The sequence below is a fragment of the Kitasatospora sp. NPDC101447 genome (genome assembly GCF_044767225.1).
Lineage (GTDB): Bacteria > Actinomycetota > Actinomycetes > Streptomycetales > Streptomycetaceae > Kitasatospora.
In genome coordinates, this window is the sequence record NZ_JBIWNL010000009.1 from 163,621 (window position 1) to 181,183 (window position 17,563).

General features: G+C 75.1%; 15 protein-coding genes. 14 read left to right on the plus strand and 1 reads right to left on the minus strand.

Annotation, left to right across the window (positions count from 1 at the left end; all coding sequences use genetic code 11):
* Positions 1-614 precede the first annotated feature (614 nt).
* From ssd to ACIRST_RS16270, 7 genes are all read left to right on the plus strand, one after another.
* Entirely contained in the window at positions 615-1,739 is a 1,125-nt protein-coding gene (gene ssd, locus ACIRST_RS16240; protein WP_402802841.1) for a septum site-determining protein Ssd, read from the plus strand.
* Positions 1,739-3,100 carry a TadA family conjugal transfer-associated ATPase gene (locus ACIRST_RS16245; protein WP_402802842.1) on the plus strand — a complete coding sequence of 454 codons (1,362 nt, stop codon included), beginning with the start codon at positions 1,739-1,741 and terminating at the stop codon, positions 3,098-3,100. Before ssd ends, ACIRST_RS16245 begins: the two co-directional genes overlap by 1 nt.
* Before the next feature lie 354 nt (positions 3,101-3,454).
* Positions 3,455-4,291 carry a type II secretion system F family protein gene (locus ACIRST_RS16250; RefSeq protein ID WP_402802843.1) on the plus strand — a complete coding sequence of 279 codons (837 nt, stop codon included), beginning with the start codon at positions 3,455-3,457 and terminating at the stop codon, positions 4,289-4,291.
* A 20-nt stretch (positions 4,292-4,311) separates the two neighbouring features.
* Positions 4,312-5,070, plus strand: a complete 759-nt coding sequence (locus ACIRST_RS16255) for a type II secretion system F family protein (protein ID WP_402802844.1) — start codon at positions 4,312-4,314, stop codon at positions 5,068-5,070.
* Between the two features lie 43 nt (positions 5,071-5,113).
* Positions 5,114-5,386, plus strand: coding sequence for a DUF4244 domain-containing protein (locus tag ACIRST_RS16260; protein ID WP_402802845.1), 273 nt, complete (start codon positions 5,114-5,116; stop codon positions 5,384-5,386).
* A 295-nt stretch (positions 5,387-5,681) separates the two neighbouring features.
* Positions 5,682-6,026, plus strand: a complete 345-nt coding sequence (locus tag ACIRST_RS16265; RefSeq protein WP_396544965.1) for a TadE family type IV pilus minor pilin — start codon at positions 5,682-5,684, stop codon at positions 6,024-6,026.
* Positions 6,014-6,646 carry an Rv3654c family TadE-like protein gene (locus tag ACIRST_RS16270; protein ID WP_402802846.1) on the plus strand — a complete coding sequence of 211 codons (633 nt, stop codon included), beginning with the start codon at positions 6,014-6,016 and terminating at the stop codon, positions 6,644-6,646. Before ACIRST_RS16265 ends, ACIRST_RS16270 begins: the two co-directional genes overlap by 13 nt.
* Here ACIRST_RS16270 and ACIRST_RS16275 read toward each other — a convergent pair.
* Positions 6,641-9,058: a DEAD/DEAH box helicase gene (locus ACIRST_RS16275; protein ID WP_402802847.1), complete on the minus strand. Its 2,418-nt coding sequence runs from the start codon at positions 9,056-9,058 to the stop codon at positions 6,641-6,643. The genes ACIRST_RS16270 and ACIRST_RS16275 overlap by 6 nt on opposite strands.
* 222 nt (positions 9,059-9,280) lie before the next feature.
* On the opposite strand from ACIRST_RS16275, the gene bldG reads away from it, so the two are divergent.
* The 7 genes from bldG (at position 9,281) to topA (ending at position 17,461) form a co-directional block, all read left to right on the plus strand.
* Positions 9,281-9,622 (plus strand): anti-sigma factor antagonist BldG, encoded by a 342-nt coding sequence (gene bldG, locus ACIRST_RS16280; RefSeq protein ID WP_049659132.1) that lies wholly within the window; start codon positions 9,281-9,283, stop codon positions 9,620-9,622.
* Between the two features lie 160 nt (positions 9,623-9,782).
* The gene (locus ACIRST_RS16285) at positions 9,783-10,202 is read left to right on the plus strand and encodes an ATP-binding protein (protein WP_350519822.1); all 420 of its coding nucleotides are present in this window, start codon (positions 9,783-9,785) and stop codon (positions 10,200-10,202) included.
* A 127-nt stretch (positions 10,203-10,329) separates the two neighbouring features.
* Positions 10,330-10,698 (plus strand): cyclophilin-like fold protein, encoded by a 369-nt coding sequence (locus tag ACIRST_RS16290; protein ID WP_402802848.1) that lies wholly within the window; start codon positions 10,330-10,332, stop codon positions 10,696-10,698.
* Between the two features lie 130 nt (positions 10,699-10,828).
* On the plus strand, positions 10,829-11,605 hold the full coding sequence (locus ACIRST_RS16295) for a hypothetical protein (protein ID WP_402802849.1): 777 nt from the start codon (positions 10,829-10,831) through the stop codon (positions 11,603-11,605).
* A gap of 378 nt (positions 11,606-11,983) precedes the next feature.
* Positions 11,984-13,516 carry a methyltransferase gene (locus ACIRST_RS16300; RefSeq protein WP_402802850.1) on the plus strand — a complete coding sequence of 511 codons (1,533 nt, stop codon included), beginning with the start codon at positions 11,984-11,986 and terminating at the stop codon, positions 13,514-13,516.
* Positions 13,517-13,661: 145 nt separating this feature from the next.
* Positions 13,662-14,120: a DUF3592 domain-containing protein gene (locus tag ACIRST_RS16305; RefSeq protein ID WP_402802851.1), complete on the plus strand. Its 459-nt coding sequence runs from the start codon at positions 13,662-13,664 to the stop codon at positions 14,118-14,120.
* Positions 14,121-14,590: 470 nt separating this feature from the next.
* Positions 14,591-17,461, plus strand: a complete 2,871-nt coding sequence (gene topA, locus ACIRST_RS16310) for a type I DNA topoisomerase (RefSeq protein WP_350519826.1) — start codon at positions 14,591-14,593, stop codon at positions 17,459-17,461.
* Positions 17,462-17,563 lie beyond the last annotated feature (102 nt).

Below are 17,563 nucleotides of genomic sequence, written 5' to 3' on the forward strand. Positions count from 1 at the left end.
GCGACCGTGCTAACCCGGTCCGGCTCCTCCCCCCCGAGTCGGGCTGTGGATAGACGACCCCCGCTCTCCCCCCCGGCGGGGGTCGTCGCACGTCCGGGGCCATTTTCGGGGCTTGAAGGCGCCTGGGGGCGCATTCCGTCCGCGCCGCGCCGACGGTCTACAGGGGGTGTCGACACCTCGGCCCGCCGACCGTCTTCGGTCACTCTGTGTTGCTGTTTGCTCATGGCTGCCGGGAAGCGAACGGCTGGTTCCGATCGGCGGGGCAGGACCGGTCCGCGGGGTGCCGTTACCCGAGTGAGGGCCGTCGGAAGATCCTCCGATCCCGTCGCGACGAGTCGCCGGTTCATCTCCGTGACCTCCTTTCGTCAATTCTTCGCCGATTAGCCCCCCGCCCGGGTGAACGTTTTCATCCACAGCCCACGAGTTATCCACAGGCAATCGCAACGTGGATGACGGAATCCGGATCTCCCCCCACCGTGATGGTCGGCGGCGGTCGCCGGGCAGGCCCCATCCCCCTTCCTCTCCCAGGGGTCTGCCAGGCGGCCGTCCGCCGGAACCGTCCGACGTGCGTCGCCGGCCGCCCCGGTGGCCGGCGACGCGGAGGGGAGACCACCATGTCGACGCCGATCGCCGACCACGTCACCGCCGAGGGCCCCGGCTCCGCCGGGCCGCTCGTCGTCACCGAGGACGACGGCCTGGCCGAGCACCTGCTGCGGCTCTGCGCGGCGGCGGGCACCGAACCGAGGCTGATCCGCGGCGCGCCGCCGACGCGGGAGCTCTGGGAAGAGGCCTCACTGGTCCTGGTCGGGGACGACCAGGCCGTCCACTGCGCCGAGTTGGGACGGCGCGGCGGGGTCCTGCTGCTCGGGTTGGACCTCGACGACCCCGGCGTGTGGGTCCGGGCCGTCCGGCTCGGCGCCGAGCACGTGCTCTTCCTGCCCGACGCGGAGGCCTGGCTCCTCGACCGGATCGCCGACGCCGCGGAGGGCGGCGGGCCCCCGGCGGTCACCGTCGCGGTGCTCGGCGGCCGCGGCGGGGCCGGAGCCTCGACGCTGGCCTGCGCGCTGGCGGTCACCTCAGCGCGGGCGGGCCGGCGGACCATGCTCATCGACGGTGACCCGCTGGGCGGCGGCCTCGACGTCCTCCTCGGCGGTGAGACGGCGGGCGGGCTGCGCTGGCCCGATCTGGCCGGCTCGCGCGGGCGGGTCAGCGGGGCCGAACTGGCCCGGGCACTGCCGGCGCTCAAACGGCTCTCCGCGTTGGCCTGCCTCTCCTGGGACCGCGGCGACACCCTGACGGTGCCGCCGGAGGCCATGCGCAGCGTGCTGGCCGCCTCCCGGCGGCGCGGCGGACTGGTGGTGGTCGACGTGCCCCGCCATCTCGACGCGGCCGCCGGGCAGGCGCTGGAACAGTCCGACCTGGCACTGCTGGTGGTGCCGGCCGAGCTGCGGGCGGTGGCCGCCGCCGACCGGGTCGCCGCGGCGGCCCGGATGCGGCTCGGGGACGTCCGGGCCGTGGTCCGGCCGGTCCGGGCCGGCGGGCTCCCGGCCCACCGGATCGCCCGCGGGCTACGGCTGCCGCTGGCGGGGGAGTTGGAGCCGGAGCCCGGTCTGGCATCGGACGTCGAGAAGGGCGTCCCGCCCGGGATCCGGGAGAGCGGCCCGCTCGCGCGCTTCTGCGCGACCTTCCTGGACGAGGTGCTGCCGCCGGTTCCGGCGGTCGGAGGAGGTGTGTACTGATGGTCCGTCTGCGCAGAACAAGCCTTCGGGGCGGCGAGCCCGGTCCGCTCGCCGGTGCGCGGGAGCACCGGCCGCTCCGGAGCGTCCCGCCGCCCGACGGGCCGCCGGAGGCCGAGCACGGGCCCTGCCCGTACGGCCGGACGGCCCGTGAGCAGCGGGCGGCGGCCCTGGTGGACGCGGTGCGGCTGCGACTGGCCGAGTCGGGGGCCGCCCCGACGGCGGGGTCGGTCGCCGCCGCGCTCCGGGCGACCCGCCCACCGCTCGGCGGCGACGAGGTCCTGGACACCGTGCGCTCGCTGCGCGCCGAACTGGTGGGTGCGGGCCCGCTGGACCGGTTGCTGGCGGCGCCCGACGTCACGGACGTCCTGGTGAACGGTCCGGAGGAGGTGTGGGTCGACCGTGGCGGCGGCCTGCAACGGGCCACCGGAGTCCGCTTCGCCGACACCGAGGCGGTGCGGCGGCTGGCCCACCGGCTGGCCACCGCGGCCGGGCGGCGGTTGGACGACGCCCGGCCCTGGGTGGACGCCCGGCTGCCGGACGGCACCCGGCTGCACGCCGTACTGCCGCCGATCGCGGCCGGCTGCACGCACATCTCGTTGCGGGTGTGCCGGCCCCGGCCGTTCACGCTCGACGAGTTGGTGGCGGGCGGGGCGCTGCCGCCGCAGGGCGCCGACCTGCTGGCCGGCATCGTGCGGGCACGACTGTCGCTGCTCGTCTCCGGTGGGACGGGCTCGGGCAAGACCACCTTGCTCGCCGCGCTGCTCGGGCTGGTCGGGCCGGACGAGCGGGTCGTGGTCGCCGAGGACTCCGCCGAGCTGCAACCGGCCCATCCGCACGTGGTCCGGCTGCAGAGCAGGCCGCCCAACCAGGAAGGGCTGGGCGAGTTCACGCTCAGGGACCTCGTCCGGCAGGCGCTGCGGATGCGCCCGGACCGGCTGGTGATCGGCGAGGTGCGCGGTGCCGAGGTGTCGGACCTGCTGGCCGCGCTGAACACCGGGCACGAAGGCGGCTGCGGCACGGTCCACGCCAACACGGCGGCTGACGTGCCGGTCCGGCTGGAGGCACTGGGCTCACTCGCCGGGCTCGACCGGCCTGCGCTGCACAGCCAACTGCGGGCCGCGCTGGACGTGGTGGTGCACCTGGTCCGGGATCCGGGCTCGGGGCGGCGCCGGGTGGCGGAGATCCACACCCTGACCGGGGACCGCACCGGGTTGGCGGTGACCACTCCGGCGGTGGCCTTCCCGGCGGCGGGTGGGCTCGTTCCCGGGGCGGGCTGGGAGCGACTGGTCGGGCTGCTGGCGGCCCGTGGAGTGGCGCTCGGGCCGGGGCCTCTCGGGACCGGGCCCGGAGGCCCGTCGTGACGGCGGGCGCGTGGGCGCGGGCGGTCGAACTCGCCTTCGTCCTGCTGCTCGGCGGCTGCGCCGCCGGTGCCCTGGCGTTGCTCGGGGACTGGAGAAGAAAGGAGTGACGGCGACATGGCCGTGGAGGTAGGAATGGCGGCGAGGGACCAGCTCGCGCTCTGCTGGACGCTGGCGCTGTGCCTGGTGGCTTTCGCCGGGTGGCGAGCGCTGCAGGATCGGCTGCCGGGCGGGCGGCGTTCCAGGCTGGTGCTTGCGGGAAGCGGGCCCCCCGGGCGGGCACCTGGCCGGGCTCGGGCGAGGTGGCTGCGAGCCCGAATCCGAGTCCGGCTCGGGCTCCGGCGATCGGAGGTCCTCGTGCCGGAACTCCTTGCCCTGCCCGTGGGGTTGGCGGCCGGGCAGGCCACCGCCTCTCCGGTGCCGGTGCTCGCGGCAGCCCTGGCCGTCCTGCCGCTGCGCCGCTGGCGGTTGCGGCGACGCCTGGCGGCCGAGGCCCGGCAGCGGGCCGCCGCCGTCGTGGAGCTCTGCGCCGGGCTGGCCGGGGAACTGCGCGGCGGAGCGACACCGGAGCGGGCATTGCACGTGGTCACCGGTCGGCTCGCCGGCGACCCGGCCGGGCGGCGCAGGCTCGGCGAGGAGCCGGTGGCCCGGCTCGCGGCGGGCCGCTACGGCGGGGACGTGCCCGCAGCGTTCCACCTGCTGGCCGAACTGCCGGGCGGGAGCGGCGCGGCGGCCCTCGCGGCCTGCTGGCGGGTCGCCGCGGACAGCGGGGCGGGGCTGGCCGCCGCGTTGGACCGCGTCGCGGAGGCGCTGCGCGGAGAGCAGGCGTTGGCGGAGGAGATCGCCGGGGAGCTGGCCGGGCCGCGGACGACGATCGCCGTCCTGGCCGCGCTGCCGGGAGCCGGGCTGTTCCTCGGTGCCGCGCTCGGGGCCGACCCGCTGGCCGTCCTGCTGCACACGCCCGTCGGCTTGGGCTGCCTGGTGGCGGGGGCGGTCCTGGAGGGGCTGGGCGTGCTCTGGACGGCGCGCATCGTCCGGTCGGCGGCCCGGGGCGCGCTGGAGGCGCCTCCGGGGCGCGGTGGGCCCCGCCGGGCTCCCGCCGGTCCACCGTCCGCATCCCGCCCGGGCGGACGGAGTTGCGGGCTGTCGCGACTGCGGGAGCGGGCACTCGGCGCGGAAGCGGTGACCGGGTGATGCGGGGAGCCGAGTGGGCGGTGGCCGGAGTTCCAGCGGTGGCGGCCGCCGTGGTGCGGGCGCGGGCGCTGGTGCGGCAAAGGGCGAGGCGGCGGCGGGCGATCGCCGGGGCCCGTGAGCGGGAGGAGGGACGGACGTCGGCCGGGCCGACGAATCCGGGCGCGGGACGCCGACGGCGGACGGCCTCGGCCGTCGGAGCGGGGATCGCGGCGGCCCTGTTGATCGGTGGCGGCGCCGGGCTCGTCGCCGGGGCGCTGGCGGCGGCGGCCGTCCACCGCTGGTCGGCCGGGGCACGGTCACCGGCGGAGCGCCGGGCGGCGCTGGAGGAGGAGCTGCTGACCAGGCAACTCCCGCTGAGCGCCGAACTCCTGGCGGCCTGCCTGGGCTCGGCGGCACTGCCCTCCGAGGCGGTGTCGGCGGTCGGCCGGAGTGTGGGCGCGCCGATGGGCCCGCGGCTGGCCGCGATCGGGGCCGAGCTGGCCCTCGGCGCTCCGCCGGAGCTGTGCTGGAACCGACTCGGCGACCAGCACCCGTCGCTGGCGTCGATGGCGCGCTGCCTGGTGCGGACGAGCCTCGGCGGGACTCCGGCCGCCGAGCCGCTGATCGGGCTGGCCCAGGGGCTGCGGACGGCGGCGGCCCGAGCCGCCCACGCCAGGGTCCGCCGGGCCGCGGTGCTCGCCACCGCCCCGCTCGGGCTCTGCTTCCTGCCGGCCTTCGTGCTGATCGGGGTGGTTCCGGTGGTCGTCGGCCTCGCCGGCCGCTTCCGGCAAGTGATGTGACGTGACATCAGAAGTGTGGACATCGAGAGATCAGGAGGGATCCATGACTGCAGTGATCGCGATCAGGCCCGTCAGTGGGCGCCCGCTCCGGAGGTTGCTCGGGGCGTGGCGGAGGAAGAGCCACTGGGCGGGTTGCCGGATGCGGGGGGTGGCCCGGCGCCGGGGCCGCTCGGACGCGGGGATGACCACGGCCGAGTACGCCGTCGGGACCTTGGGCGCGTGCGCCCTCGCCGCGGTGCTGTACAAGGTGGTGACCAGCGAAGCCGTCTTCGGCGCGCTGACCGACACGATCCAACGTGCTCTTCATGCGGCCTAGTTCCAGTCCTCGGACCGTCGTGGGCCCACCGCCGCTCCCGCGCCCCGGCGGCCGGGAGGCGCCCTCAGGGCAGGCGCCCTGCCTCGCCGGCCGGGACACGCCTCCGTCCTCCGCCGTGCTCGGCGTGCGCTCCGGCGCAGCCGCGCCGGCCCGCCGGGCGGACCACCGGGGGCCGAGGACGGGGCCCGGAACCCGCTGTCCGGGCCCGGGCGTCGGTCCGCGCTCCGGGGCGACGCGGGGAGGAGGCCGGTCGGGGCGGCGGGGTGACGGCGGCTTCGTCACGGCGGAGACGGCGGTGGCCCTGCCGGCGCTCGTCCTGCTCGCGGCGATGCTGATCTGGGGCGTGCTCGCGGCGGCCGCCCAGATCCGCTGCGTGGACGCCGCCCGGGTCGGGGCCAGGGCGGCCGCGCGCGGGGAGGCGGACGCCGCCGGACTCGCCCGTGCGGCCGCCCCGGCGGGCGCGCGCGTCCGGGTGACCCCGGCGGCCGACACCGTACGGGTGGACGTGGACGCACCGTGCGCGGCGCCGGGCAGGCTCGGCGGACTGCTCGCGGTACGGGTCGGGGCGGCGGCCGTGGCAGCGCGTGAGGACGTGCTGGCGCGAGCCGCGGAGGGAGGTGGCTCCGCATGGCCGCCGTGACCGTCCTACCCGTTCCGCCCGTCCTACCCGTTCCGCCCGCCCTGACCGCGCCGCCCGCCCTGACCGCGCCGATGGGTCCGGCCGGGCCGATCGTCGGGCCCGGGCCCGCCTCCCTCGCGGGGCCGCCCGTCCGGTCCGGCCTGCGGAGGGCGGTGGAACGGGCTGCCCGGGCCCGTGCGGGACGAGCGGCGGCGGATGGGCGGGGGCCGGACGCCGGCTCGGCGACGGTCTGGCTGCTCGCCCTGGCGATGCTGGGCACGGCGGTGTTCGCCGCGACGCTCGCGATCGGCGCCGTGGTCGCCGCCCGGCACCGGGCCGAGTCGGCCGCCGACCTCGCGGCCCTCGCGGCGGCGGACCGGCTGCTGCTGGACCCGGACGGTGGCTGCGCCCGGGCCGCGGGGATCGCCGCCGCCCAGGGCGCCGTTCTGGTGTCCTGCGCGATGGACCGGTCGGCGGACGCCGTCGACGTGGTGGCCGAGGTGGACGTCGGCCGGCTTCCGGTGCGCCTGCCGGTCGGCCCGGCGCGGGCGAGGGCCCGGGCCGGGCCGGTACGGGCTGCGGTCACCGCCGCCGAGGACGGCCTCGACGGCGCCCCGGGCGGTGCGGAGGCGGCCTCATGACGCGCTCGGCGCCCCACCGTCCGGTCCCGACCCGACCTCCCGCGACTCGGACGCCCCGGCCCCGGCCCCCGCGCCGGCCTCGGCCTCCGCCTCCCCGGCCCCCGGTGCTCCGGCCAGCAGGACGTCCAGGAGCCGGACCGCGGCCGCCTTGTCCAGCGGGTCGTTCCCGTTGCCGCACTTGGGCGACTGCACGCAGGACGGGCAGCCGCGCTCGCACTCGCAGGAGGCGATCGCCGCGCGGGTGGCCGTCAGCCACTCGGCCGCCCGCCGGAAGCCGCGTTCGGCGAAGCCGGCCCCGCCCGGGTGACCGTCGTAGACGAACACGGTCGGCAGCCCGGTGTCCGGGTGCAGCGGGACGGAGACGCCGCCGATGTCCCACCGGTCGCAGGTGGCGAACAGCGGCAGCAGGCCGATCGAGGCGTGCTCGGCGGCATGGGCGGCGCCGGGCAGCTGGTCGAGCGGGATGTCCGCGTCGAGCAGCTGGTCCTCGGTGACGGTCCACCAGACCGCGCGGGTGCGCAGCGTGCGGGGCGGCAGGTCGAGCTTGGTCTCGCCCATGATCTCCCCGGTGGAGATCCGCTTCCGGAGGTAGCCGACCACCTGGTTGACCACCTCCACCGAGCCGAAGCTGAGCCGGCCCTCGCCCCAGTCGACGGTGGTGTCGGTGTCGAGGACGGAGATGGAGGTGATGTCGCGGGCGGCCGTGGTGTACGGCGGATCGGCCGGTTCGACCAGGGCGACGGAGTTCTCCAGGTCGAAGTCCCGGACCAGGTAGGTGCGGCCCTGGTGGAGGTGGACGGCCCCGGTGTGGACGGTGGTGTGCGCGGCCGCGGCGTCCACCGTGCCGAGCAGTCGGCCGGTGTCCGCCTCGACGATCTGGACCGGGCTGCCGCCGCTGCCGCGCAGGTCCACGGCGTCGGCCGCGCGCTCACGGCGGGTCCAGTACCAGCCGTCGCCGCGTCGGCGCAGCAGACCGCGCCGCTCCAGGACGGGCAGCAGCGGGGCGGTGGAGGGTCCGAACAGCTCCAGGTCGGCTTCGGCGAGCGGCAGTTCGGCGGCGGCCGCGCACAGGTGCGGGGCGAGCACGTGCGGGTTGTCGGGGTCGAGCACGGTGGCCTCGACGGGCGCCGCGAACAGCGCCTCCGGGTGGTGCACCAGGTAGGTGTCCAGGGGGTCGTCGCGGGCGATCAGGACGGCCAGTGCGCCCTGGGCCTCGCGGCCCGCCCGTCCCGCCTGCTGCCAGAGCGAGGCCCGGGTGCCCGGGTAACCGGCCATCAGGACGGCGTCGAGGCCGGAGACGTCGACGCCGAGTTCGAGGGCCGAGGTGGAGGCGAGGCCGAGCAGTCGGCCGCTGTGCAGGGCGCGTTCCAGGGCCCGGCGTTCGTCGGCCAGGTAGCCGCCGCGGTAGGCGGCGACCCGCTCGGCGAGCGGTCGGCCGAGCTGGTCCTGGGTCTGGAGGGCGACGAGTTCGGCTGCGCGGCGGGAGCGGACGAAGACGACGGTGCGGGTCCCCCGCTCGACCAGGTCGGTGAGCAGGTGCGCGGCCTCGGCGGTGGCGGTGCGGCGGACGGGCGCGCCGTGCTCGCCGACGTTCTCGGTCAGCGGCGGCTCCCAGAGGCCGAAGACCATCGGCCCGCGCGGCGAGGCGTCCTCGGTGACGGCCACGGCGGGCAGGCCGGTGAGGCGCTCGGCGGTCGCGGCCGGATCGGCGGTGGTTGCGGAGGCCAGCAGGAAGGTCGGTGACGAACCGTAACGCGCGCACACGCGGCGCAGTCGGCGCAGCACCTGGGCGACGTGCGAGCCGAACACGCCCCGGTAGCTGTGGCACTCGTCGACGACCACGTAGCGCAGCGCCTTGAGGAAGGAGGACCAGCGGGCGTGGCCGGGCAGGACGCCCCGGTGCAGCATGTCCGGGTTGGTGAGCACGTAGGAGGCGTACTGGCGGACCCACTCGCGCTCCTCGGGCGGGGTGTCGCCGTCGTACAGCGCGGCGCGGACCCTCGGCGGGGCGAGTTCGGCGGCCCGGCGGCGCTGGTCGGCGGCGAGGGCCTTGGTCGGTGCCAGGTAGAGCGCGGTGGCGCCGCGGCCGTTGCGGGCCTCGGTGCCGTCCAGCAGGTCGCTGAGCACCGGGGCCAGGTAGCCCAGCGACTTGCCCGAGGCGGTGCCTGTGGCGATCACCACAGTCTGACCGCTTTTCGCCAGGTTCATCGCTTCTGCCTGGTGTGCCCAGGGCTGTTCGACCCCGACCGCGAGTGCCGCGTCCACGATCTCCGGACGGATCGACTCGGGCCAGGGTGAATAACGCGCAGGTCGGGCGGGAAGGTGCTCCGTATGGGTGAGCCGGTCGGACCGCCCCCGATCAGTGGTCAGGGTCGTCAGCAGTGCCTCGGGCGGGCTGTGTCGGGGCGGCATGAGGACCCAGTGTGTCACCGGCGTGACGGAGAATCGTCGTAAGCCATCGTGCGGGCATGGTCGCAGGTGGTTGAATGTGGCCGTGACGGCCGTACGGCCGTGGGTCGCAGCGCTGAGGCTTGCCACGCGTTGGCTGGGCGCGTCCGGGCTCGCGACCATGCGGTGGCGGCCGTCCGGCCGAGGATCGCACATGACGTAGCAAGGCAAGGTGCTGGAGGTTCCGTGGACCTGTCCCTGTCGACCCGTTCAGTCGGCGATCGCACGGTCGTCGAGGTTGGCGGCGAGATCGATGTGTACACCGCCCCGAAGCTGCGCGAGCAGCTGGTCGAGCTCGTCAACGACGGCAAGTACCACCTCGTCGTCGACATGGAAGGCGTTGACTTCCTGGACTCGACCGGTCTGGGTGTGCTGGTGGGCGGTCTGAAGCGGGTGCGCGCTCACGAGGGCTCGCTGCGCCTCGTCTGCAACCAGGAGCGCATCCTGAAGATCTTCCGCATCACCGGCCTGACCAAGGTCTTCCCGATCCACACCTCGGTGGACGACGCGGTCAACGCGACCGACTGACGCGGCCGGGCCGGCCCTCGTGGCCGGCCCGCCCCGTTTCCTCGCGTCCGGGGTGCCTGGGCCCCCGCGGCCCGGCGCGTCCCGGTCGCCTCTGGGCCGGCCCTGCCGGCCCGTAGGGGCCGTACTTCCGGCCCCGGTCGGAGCACCCCGAGGGGGAGAGATGGCAACCGTCGAACTTCGATTCAGCGCGCTTCCCGAGCACGTGCGGACGGCCCGCCTGGTCGCCGCGGCCGTCGCCAGACGGGCCGGGGTCGACGAGTCGGTGCTCGACGAGGTACGGCTCGCGGTCGGCGAGGCGTGCTCCCGCGCGGTCGGCCTGCACCAGCGGGGCGGCATCGGCGGCACGGTCAGGGTCGCGCTGACCGATCAGGAGAAGCGTTTCCTCATCGAGGTCGAGGACGAGGCCGGCCCCGTCGCCGTCCCGGACTCGGGCGCCGCCGACGGCGGCGAGCCGGAGGACGACACGCTGGGCATCGCCGTGATCACCGGCCTGGTCGAGGACCTGGAGGTCACCAACGGCACGGACGGTGGCCTGATCCGGATGAGCTGGCCGGTCTCGGTCGCCTCCGTCTCGGTCTGAGGCACCTTCGACGCGCGCGGGGTCCGCTCCCCGGGCATGTGTTGACAAACTGTTGAGCCTCGCGGTTCGCTGCTTCCGGCACGACCGGGTCCGATCGCTGATCGGACCTCGTCGCGGAAGGAATTCCATGCGGATCCGCATCCTGTGGCCGGCCGGGCAGGCGACTGCCACGCTGGCGGCCACCCTCACCGCCGAGGCGCTCTGGGCCGAGCTGCCGATCAGCTCGTCGGCGAGCACCTGGGGCGAGGAGGTCTACTTCGGCACGCCCGTCAGCGTGCCGCGCGAGAACGACGCCCGGCAGGTCGTGGAGCCGGGCACGGTCGCCTTCTGGACGGACGGCGACAGCCTCGCGCTGCCGTACGGGCCGACGCCGATCGCACGCGACGGCGAGTGCCGGCTGGCCGGTCCCTGCAACGTCCTGGGCGCGTTGGACGGGGACGCCGCCGTGCTGCGCACCGTCCGGCCGGGTGATCCGATCCGGGTCGAGCGGGCCTGAGCCGTGGCTGCGGCCGCAGACGTGGGCGGGCCGGACGGGAGGTCGGCGGCGGGAACCGGGAACCGGGCGGTGGGAAGCGGCCGTGTAGGTTCGACGACCGATGACGACCGAAACCGAAAGGCTTCTCCCGGTGAACAAGCGACTGCTGGCCGTACCCGCCCTCGGCGTGCTGCTGGCGTTCGGCGCCGTCGGCTGCGGCGGTGGCGACGACAACAGCAAGCAGCTGGAGTCCTGGGCGTCGAACGTCTGCGGCGCGGCCAAGGACCCGATCGCCCAGTCCCGGACCGCGCTCGCGGACACCGGTCAGGTGAAGACCGGCGAGGTCCCGGCGGACCTGCAGAAGCGGCTCTCCACGGACATCGGGCGGCTGGCCAAGACCAACCAGGACATAGCGGCTGCCATCGACTCGGCCGGTGCCCCCAAGGTGCAGGACGGCGCGGCCCTGCAGAAGGACACCGTCGACGAGCTGAAGAAGGCGGCCGACGGCTACCAGGAGGTCCAGAAGAAGCTGGACGCGCTGCCCAACGACGACCAGGCCAAGTTCGCCGACGGGCTGCGCAGCGTCGCCGACCAGGTGCAGCAGCTGGCCACGCTCTCCACCCAGGCGCAGAGCAAGCTGCAGCGCGGCGACCTCGGCGCGGCGATGGCCAAGCAGGAGGGCTGCAAGCCGTCCCCGGCCGGCGCCCCCACGGGCGGCGCGACCGGCGGTGCGAGCGGTGCCCCGACCGGCGGCGCGAGCGGCACCCCGGCTCCCGCGGGCGCGAGCGCGACCCCGACCCCCGGTGCGAGCGGCACCCCGGGCACCGCCGCCACGCCCGCGCCCGGTGCGACCGACACCGCGAGCCCCGCCGCCGGCGCCACCACCCCGGCAGCCCCGGCCGGCACCCCGGCTCCCACCGCGAGCTGACCGGGCAGGTGATCCCGCCCTCCCGCCAGGGGAGGGAAAGCAGCAGCCGGTGCCGCTCCTGTGAGCGGCACCGGCTGCTGCGCATCGTGGGCGCAGGCGCAGGCGCAGGCGCAGGCGCAGGCGCAGGCGCAGGCGCAGGCTCGGGCTCGGCCAAGGCCGAGGAGCGCCGAACAGCGAGCCGCCGCCCGGCAGGAACCAACCGCGCCCGGGCTCCGGGGCGTGCGACCGGGCGCGTGGAAGCCCGGTGGGGCGCGCGTCCAGGCTCGGGCTCCCGACGGGATGCTCGCGGTCGGCCGGCCCGGAGGCGGACCTCGCAGCGCGGGGCGTCCGGGCCCGCGGGCGGGCGGCGGCGGGGGATCGGCGGGGGACAATGGCGGGGTGATCAGTAGCCCCGTTCTCGACCCGACCCGCCTCGCCAAGCTGCGCGAGGCGCTGCTCGCCGCCTCGTTCACCGCCGACGGGTGCCTGGACCTGCTCGGGCCCACCGGCTATTCGGCGCTGGCCCGCAGCGAGGCGGTTCCGGCGCTGCGTGCGACACGCGGTGGCAGTCCGCTGGAGACGCTGGTGCGGCTGTTCCTGCTGCAGCAGCCGGTGCCGTACCGGGCGGCCGCCGCCGCGCTGCCGGTGGAGGACTGCCTGGCGGACGGCTGGCTGCGCCCCGACGGGGAGCTGGTGCGCGCCACCGTCGACGTCCGGCCGTACGCCAACGAGGTCGCCGGGATGCCGAGTTCGGACGCCTGGGTGGTCTCCGACCTGGGCTGCGCGGTGGGTGGCGCGGGCGGAATCGGCTCCGGCGAGACCGCGCACGGGGTGGCCCGGCAGGACCTGGTGCTGGGTGTCGGCGGTGCCTCCACCACGCTGGCCAACATCACCGTGCGCCGTCCGGTCCGGGCCGCGCTGGACCTCGGCGCGGGCTCCGGCGTGCAGGCGTTGCACGCGGCCCGGCACGCCGGCACGGTCACCGCCACCGACCTCAACCCGCGCGCGTTGCGCTTCACCGAACTGACCCTGGCGCTGTCCGGTTTCGACCACACCGAGGTGCTCTCCGGAAGCCTCTTCGAGCCGGTCGGGGAGCGGAAGTTCGACCTGATCGTCTCCAACCCGCCGTTCGTCATCTCGCCCGCCGGCCGGTTCACCTACCGCGACGGCGGCATGGCCGGCGACGACCTGTGCCGCAGCCTGGTCCGCTCCGCCGCCGACCACCTGGAGCCCGGCGGCTACTGCCAGCTGCTCGCCAACTGGCAGCACATCAAGGGCGAGGACTGGCACGAGCGGCTGGCCGGCTGGGTCGCGGGCACCGGCCTGGACGCCTGGGTCGTCCAGCGCGAGGTCCAGGACGTGGCCCAGTACGCCGAGTTGTGGCTGCGCGACGGTGGCGACCACCGCGGCCCCGGCGGCGACTACCAGGCCCGCTACGGCGAGTGGCTGGACGCCTTCGAGGCGGGCGGGGTCGAGGGCATCGGGATGGGGTGGATCACCCTGCGGGCGAGCGGTGCCGAGCGTCCGACCGTGCGGGTCGAGGAGTGGCCGCACCCGGTGGAGCAGCCGCTCGGCCCGCACATCGAGGCCTGGTTCGACCGGCAGGACTTCCTCCGTACGCACGACGACGCGGGCCTGCTCGCGGCCCGCTACGTGCTGGCCGACGAGGTGGTCCAGGAGCAGGTCGGCGAGCCGGGCGCGGAGGACCCGGAGCACGTGATCCTGCGTCACAACCGCGGCATGCGGCGGGCCACCAAGGTGGACACGGTGGGCGCCGGCTTCGTCGGCGTCTGCGACGGGACGCTGTCCGCGGGCGAGATCGTGGATGCCATCGCGCAGCTGCTCGGCGAGGACCGGGTGGTCCTGCGGGACCGGGTGCCGGAGTCGCTGCGGCTGCTGACCGAGCAGGGGTTCATCGAACCCGTTCGCTGAGGTCCCGCCCGCATCGCGCCCCCGGTTCACCCGTCCGTACCCCCTGGTTCGTCCAGTGGTCCCCGAACGGCTGCCCCGCGTTGGTCATCCGCTGTGAGGCTCTGTCCACAGGCTGTGGACAGAGCTGGGGAGCCGGGGGCCAGGAGTGGACACGACGACGGCGACGGTGGCCGGGCTGGTGCTCGCCCTCTTCGGTGGCGTACTGCTGCTCTGGTGCGCCGCCGAAGTGCGCCTCCGCCACCGGGTGCGCCGTCGGGGGGTGGCGGTGGTGGCCACGGTGGTGGCCGACGACGACGCGCACGGCCAGCTGGACAGCTCACCGCTGCTCTCCTTCTCGGTACCGCCCTCGGTCGGCGGCTCCGGCGCGTGCCGGGTGGCGGGGCTCGTGCTCGCCCGTCCGCGCGGGCACACCCCGCTGCGCCGTCCGGCCCGTTTCGCGCCCGGTGCCCCGGTACGGATCTGCTACGACCCGCAGCGCCCGAGCCGGGTGGTGCTGGCGGCCGGGGAGATCGACCGGGCCACCGTCGCCGACCTGCTGTGGAGCGCCCTGGGGGTGGCCTGTCTCGCGGCGGGTGCCGGCCTCCTGGCCGCGGTCGGCGGCTGAGCGGTCCGCCCACCGGCGCGCGGTCGTCCCCGGCCGCCCGCGAGCAGTTGGTTCCAGCCACCCGTGCGGACGTTCCCGCCGACCCGCGCGCCGCCGACCCGCGCGCCGCAGTTTCCCGCTCACCCGCCCGCCGACGTCCTGACCGCGCCCTCGGCGAGCTCCCCCGCCCGGCCGTCGATTTTCCATTGACAGATCTTGAAATCCGTCATTCCATCCTCCGGAACCTGCCGAAGCCCGGCCTCCACGGGGCGCGAACCTCCGTCATCGGGTTACCGTTCGAGTGGCGTCGGTGAGCCCGGCAAGTGAAAAAGCGGGATCCGTCCGTTTGACAAGGGTGGCCGGGGTACGGTCACACTCCGCTGGTGGGGTGTCGTGAAGCGGCGACCCCGGGACGGTGGAGGGGTCGGGCGGAGCGCAGCCCGTGCTGCCGCGCCGACCAGCCACATAAGGACCGGGAGAGAAGAGCGAAGGTGTCCCCGAGCAGCGAGACCGCGCACGGACAGCGACTCGTCATTGTCGAGTCGCCGGCCAAGGCGAAGACGATCAAGGGCTACCTTGGCCCCGGCTACATCGTCGAGGCGAGCGTCGGGCACATCCGCGACCTGCCGAGCACCGCGGCCGAGGTGCCGGACAAGTACACCGGCGAGGTGCGCCGCCTCGGGGTGGACGTCGACCACGACTTCGCGCCCATCTACGTGGTCAACGCGGACAAGAAGTCCCAGGTCAGCAAGTTGAAGTCGCTGCTCGCGGAGTCCGACGAGCTTTTCCTCGCCACCGATGAGGACCGCGAGGGCGAGGCCATCGCGTGGCACCTGCAGCAGGTGCTGAAGCCCAAGGTGCCGGTGCACCGGATGGTGTTCCACGAGATCACCAAGTCGGCGATCCAGGAGGCCGTGGCCAACCCGCGCGAGCTGAACCAGCGCCTGGTCGACGCCCAGGAGACCCGCCGCATCCTCGACCGCCTCTACGGCTTCGAGGTCTCGCCGGTGCTGTGGAAGAAGGTCATGCCGAAGCTCTCGGCGGGCCGCGTCCAGTCCGTCGCCACCCGGCTGGTGGTCGAGCGCGAGCGCGAGCGGATGGCCTTCCGCACCGCCTCGTACTGGGACCTGGTCGGCACCTTCGGCACCGGTCGCACCCCGGCCGACGCCGCCAACCCGGAGACCTTCGGCGCCCGGCTCGCCTCGGTCGACGGCAAGCGGATCGCCAGCGGCCGCGACTTCGGCTCGAACGGCCAGCTGAAGGCTGGCAGCGCCAACACCATGCACCTGGACGAGCAGGCCGCCCGGCAGCTGGCCGCCGCCCTGGAGCAGACCGCGTTCAGCGTCCGCAGCGTCGAGTCCAAGCCGTACCGCCGCTCGCCGTACGCGCCGTTCCGCACCACCACGCTCCAGCAGGAGGCCAGCCGCAAGCTGGGCTTCGGCGCCAAGCGGACCATGCAGGTGGCCCAGAAGCTGTACGAGAACGGCTTCATCACCTATATGCGCACCGACTCCACCACGCTGTCGGACACCGCGATCTCCGCCGCCCGCGCCCAGGTCACCCAGCTGTACGGCGCCGACTACCTGCCGGACGCCCCGCGCACCTACGCCAGCAAGGTCAAGAACGCGCAGGAGGCGCACGAGGCCGTCCGCCCCTCCGGCGACCGCTTCCGCACCCCCGCCGAGACCGGCCTGACCGGTGACGACTTCAGGCTGTACGAGCTGATCTGGATGCGCACCGTCGCCTCCCAGATGAAGGACGCGGTCGGCCAGTCCGTCACCGTCCGGGTCGGCGGCAACTCCGCCGACGGCCGGGACGTCGAGTTCTCCGCCTCCGGCAAGATCATCACGTTCCACGGCTTCCTCAAGGCCTACGTCGAGGGCGCCGACGACCCGAACGCCGAGCTCGACGACCGCGAGCGCCGGCTGCCGCAGGTCACCCAGGGCGACCCGCTGGGCGCCGAGCGGATCACCCCCGAGGGCCACGCCACCAAGCCGCCGGCCCGCTACACCGAGGCCTCGCTGGTCAAGGAGCTGGAGGACCGGGAGATCGGCCGTCCCTCCACCTACGCGTCGATCATCGACACGATCATCCAGCGCCGGTACGTGTTCAAGAAGGGGACGGCGCTCGTCCCGTCCTTCCTGTCCTTCGCCGTGGTCAACCTGCTGGAGAAGCACTTCGGCCGACTGGTCGACTACGACTTCACCGCGAAGATGGAGGACGACCTCGACCGGATCGCCGCCGGTGAGGCGCAGTCCGTGCCGTGGCTGAAGCGCTTCTACTTCGGCGAGGGCGAGGGCCACGCCGCGGGCGGCGCCGCCGAGGCCGGCAACGGCGACGGCGACCACCTGGGCGGCCTGAAGGAGCTGGTCACCGACCTCGGTGCGATCGACGCCCGGGAGATCAGCTCGTTCCGGATCAGCGACGACCTCACCCTGCGGGTCGGCCGCTACGGCCCGTACGTCGAGCGCGCCTCCGTCGTCGAGGGCGAGCCCGGCCAGCGCGCCGACATCCCGGACGACCTGCCGCCGGACGAGCTCACCATCGAGCTGGCCGAGGAGCTGCTGGCCAAGCCCAGCGGCGACTTCGAGCTCGGCCCGGACCCGGTCAGCGGCAACATGCTGGTCGCCAAGGACGGCCGCTACGGCCCGTACGTGACCGAGATCCTGCCCGAGGGCACGCCCAAGACCGGCAAGAACGCCGTCAAGCCGCGCACCGCCTCGCTCTTCAAGACGATGTCGCTGGACACCGTCACCCTGGAGGACGCGCTGCGGCTGCTCTCGCTGCCGCGCGTGGTCGGCACCGACGCCGAGGGCGCGGAGATCACCGCGCAGAACGGCCGCTACGGCCCGTACCTCAAGCGCGGCACCGACTCCCGCTCGCTCACCAGCGAGGACCAGCTCTTCACGATCACCCTCGACGAGGCGCTGGCGATCTACGCCCAGCCCAAGCAGCGCGGCCGGGCCGCCGCCGCCCCGCCGCTCAAGGAGCTGGGCAACGACCCGGTCAGCGAGCGCCCGGTGGTGGTCAAGGACGGTCGCTTCGGCCCGTACGTGACCGACGGCGAGACCAACGCCACGCTGCGCAAGGACGACGACGTCGAGACCATCACGCCGGAGCGCGGCTACGAGCTGCTCGCCGAGAAGCGGGCGCGCGGGCCGGTGAAGAAGGCGGCGAAGAAGGCCCCGGCGAAGAAGACGGCGGCCAAGAAGGCGACGGCGACCAAGACCGCGGCGACCAAGACCGCGGCCGCGAAGAAGACCGCCGCCAAGAAGACCACCACCACCAAGACGGCGGCGGCGAAGAAGACGGCGGCCAAGAAGACGGCCGCGAGCAAGACCACGGCGACCGACGAGGGCTGATCGCCGGTCACCGCCGACGGGCCCGCGCCCCCGATCCCGGGGGTTGCGGGCCCGTTCGCTGTCGGCAGCCGGGTGAGCGGTCGGGCGAGTCGCGGGCAGGTC

Bases quoted from the DNA above. Each gene is read 5' to 3' on its own strand.
- ssd (WP_402802841.1), top strand. From the start codon at position 615: ATGTCGACGCCGATCGCCGACCACGTCACCGCCGAGGGCCCCGGCTCC.
- ACIRST_RS16245 (WP_402802842.1), top strand. From the start codon at position 1,739: ATGGTCCGTCTGCGCAGAACAAGCCTTCGGGGCGGCGAGCCCGGTCCG.
- ACIRST_RS16260 (WP_402802845.1), top strand. From the start codon at position 5,114: ATGACTGCAGTGATCGCGATCAGGCCCGTCAGTGGGCGCCCGCTCCGG.
- ACIRST_RS16270 (WP_402802846.1), top strand. From the start codon at position 6,014: ATGGCCGCCGTGACCGTCCTACCCGTTCCGCCCGTCCTACCCGTTCCG.
- ACIRST_RS16275 (WP_402802847.1), bottom strand. From the start codon at position 9,058: ATGCCGCCCCGACACAGCCCGCCCGAGGCACTGCTGACGACCCTGACC.
- ACIRST_RS16285 (WP_350519822.1), top strand. From the start codon at position 9,783: ATGGCAACCGTCGAACTTCGATTCAGCGCGCTTCCCGAGCACGTGCGG.
- ACIRST_RS16290 (WP_402802848.1), top strand. From the start codon at position 10,330: ATGCGGATCCGCATCCTGTGGCCGGCCGGGCAGGCGACTGCCACGCTG.